Raw genomic sequence first — 3,129 nt, 5'->3', positions numbered from 1 at the left:
TCATTGGCGATTGAGCCAGTCAGAGTGATACGTAGTATGTATCGGCTGTCGTTCTTTAACAATCTGGAAGAAGTAAGTAATTTGGATAGCGGAAGCGTCTATGAGATGGACGTGAAAACTATCCGGGTTGTGATTGTATCGATGTATCTCAAGATGATTCGAACTCTATGTTTGACTCAATTGGAATACGGCACAACGCGAGAACTCAACCTGTAACGAGACAGACTCGTTATAGGGTCAAGCGAACAAGTGCATGTGGTGGATGCCTTGGCGATCACAGGCGATGAAGGACGCGGTAGCCTGCGAAAAGCTACGGGGAGCTGGCAAACAAGCTTTGATCCGTAGATGTCCGAATGGGGAAACCCACTCCTTTTGGAGTATCCATGGCTGAATACATAGGCCATGTGAAGCGAACGCGGTGAACTGAAACATCTAAGTAACCGCAGGAAAAGAAATCAACCGAGATTCCCAAAGTAGTGGCGAGCGAAATGGGATGAGCCTTGCACTCTTTATTTGTATTGTTAGCCGAACGCTCTGGAAAGTGCGGCCATAGCAGGTGATAGCCCTGTAGGCGAAAACAGTATGAAAGAACTAGGTGTGCGACAAGTAGGGCGGGACACGTGAAATCCTGTCTGAAGATGGGGGGACCATCCTCCAAGGCTAAATACTCGTGATCGACCGATAGTGAACCAGTACCGTGAGGGAAAGGCGAAAAGAACCCCGGGAGGGGAGTGAAATAGATCCTGAAACCGCATGCATACAAACAGTCGGAGCCTCGTAAGGGGTGACGGCGTACCTTTTGTATAATGGGTCAGCGACTTACGTTCAGTAGCAAGCTTAACCGTATAGGGCAGGCGTAGCGAAAGCGAGTCCGAATAGGGCGTTCAGTTGCTGGGCGTAGACCCGAAACCAAGTGATCTATCCATGGCCAGGATGAAGGTGCGGTAACACGTACTGGAGGTCCGAACCCACTAACGTTGAAAAGTTAGGGGATGAGCTGTGGATAGGGGTGAAAGGCTAAACAAACTTGGAAATAGCTGGTTCTCTCCGAAAACTATTTAGGTAGTGCCTCGTGTCTCACCTTCGGGGGTAGAGCACTGTCATGGTTGGGGGGTCTATTGCAGATTACCCCGCCATAGCAAACTCCGAATACCGAAGAGTGCAATCACGGGAGACAGACATCGGGTGCTAACGTCCGGTGTCAAGAGGGAAACAACCCAGACCGCCAGCTAAGGTCCCCAAATATAGCTAAGTGGGAAACGAAGTGGGAAGGCTAAAACAGTCAGGAGGTTGGCTTAGAAGCAGCCACCCTTTAAAGAAAGCGTAATAGCTCACTGATCGAGTCGTCCTGCGCGGAAGATGTAACGGGGCTAAGCTATATACCGAAGCTGCGGATGCGTGCTTAGCACGCATGGTAGGAGAGCGTTCCGTAAGCCTGCGAAGGTGCGTTGAAAAGCGTGCTGGAGGTATCGGAAGTGCGAATGCTGACATGAGTAGCGATAAAGGGGGTGAAAGGCCCCCTCGCCGTAAGCCCAAGGTTTCCTACGCAACGTTCATCGGCGTAGGGTGAGTCGGCCCCTAAGGCGAGGCAGAAATGCGTAGCTGATGGGAAGCAGGTCAATATTCCTGCACCATTGTTAGATGCGATGGGGGGACGGATCGCGGAAGGTTGTCCGGGTGTTGGAAGTCCCGGTCGCTGCATTGGAGAAGGCGCTTAGGCAAATCCGGGCGCAGGATTCAAGGGTGTGGCGCGAGCTCCCTAGGGAGCGAAGCAATTGGAAGTGGTTCCAAGAAAAGCCTCTAAGCTTCAGTCTAACGATGACCGTACCGCAAACCGACACAGGTGGGCGAGATGAGTATTCTAAGGCGCTTGAGAGAACTCGGGAGAAGGAACTCGGCAAATTGGTACCGTAACTTCGGGATAAGGTACGCCCTTGTAGCTTGATGCGCCTGCGCGCAGAGGGTGAAGGGGTTGCAATAAACTGGTGGCTGCGACTGTTTAATAAAAACACAGCACTCTGCAAACACGAAAGTGGACGTATAGGGTGTGACGCCTGCCCGGTGCCGGAAGATTAAATGATGGGGTGCAAGCTCTTGATTGAAGTCCCGGTAAACGGCGGCCGTAACTATAACGGTCCTAAGGTAGCGAAATTCCTTGTCGGGTAAGTTCCGACCTGCACGAATGGCGTAACGATGGCCACACTGTCTCCTCCCGAGACTCAGCGAAGTTGAAGTGTTTGTGATGATGCAATCTACCCGCGGCTAGACGGAAAGACCCCATGAACCTTTACTGTAGCTTTGCATTGGACTTTGAACCGATCTGTGTAGGATAGGTGGGAGGCTATGAAACCGGAACGCTAGTTTCGGTGGAGCCGTCCTTGAAATACCACCCTGGTTTGTTTGAGGTTCTAACCTTGGCCCGTGATCCGGGTCGGGGACAGTGCATGGTAGGCAGTTTGACTGGGGCGGTCTCCTCCCAAAGCGTAACGGAGGAGTACGAAGGTACGCTAGGTACGGTCGGAAATCGTGCTGATAGTGCAATGGCATAAGCGTGCTTAACTGCGAGACCGACAAGTCGAGCAGGTGCGAAAGCAGGTCATAGTGATCCGGTGGTTCTGTATGGAAGGGCCATCGCTCAACGGATAAAAGGTACTCTGGGGATAACAGGCTGATACCGCCCAAGAGTTCATATCGACGGCGGTGTTTGGCACCTCGATGTCGGCTCATCTCATCCTGGGGCTGTAGCCGGTCCCAAGGGTATGGCTGTTCGCCATTTAAAGAGGTACGTGAGCTGGGTTTAAAACGTCGTGAGACAGTTTGGTCCCTATCTGCCGTGGGCGTTGGATATTTGAAGGGGGCTGCTCCTAGTACGAGAGGACCGGAGTGGACGAACCTCTGGTGTACCGGTTGTCACGCCAGTGGCATCGCCGGGTAGCTATGTTCGGAAGAGATAACCGCTGAAAGCATCTAAGCGGGAAACTCGCCTTAAGATGAGATATCCCTGGGGACTAGATCCCCTTGAAGGGTCGTTCGAGACCAGGACGTTGATAGGTCAGGTGTGTAAGCGCAGTAATGCGTTCAGCTAACTGATACTAATTGCCCGTAAGGCTTGATCCTATAACAAGTCTG

General features: G+C 52.1%; 1 rRNA gene and 1 pseudogene. Both read left to right on the top strand.

From position 1 onward, the window contains the following. A pseudogene (locus U4012_RS35445) lies at positions 1-216 on the top strand (hypothetical protein); the annotation flags it as partial. A 19-nt stretch (positions 217-235) separates the two neighbouring features. After that, positions 236-3,117, top strand: a 23S ribosomal RNA gene (locus U4012_RS35440). Positions 3,118-3,129: the final 12 nt, after the last annotated feature.

The sequence above is a fragment of the Burkholderia sp. BCC1988 genome, assembly GCF_905339895.1.
In the GTDB taxonomy this organism is placed as follows: domain Bacteria; phylum Pseudomonadota; class Gammaproteobacteria; order Burkholderiales; family Burkholderiaceae; genus Burkholderia.
Note: the sequence above shows the minus strand (reverse complement) of the source record. Positions and strands in the feature narration are given on the sequence as shown.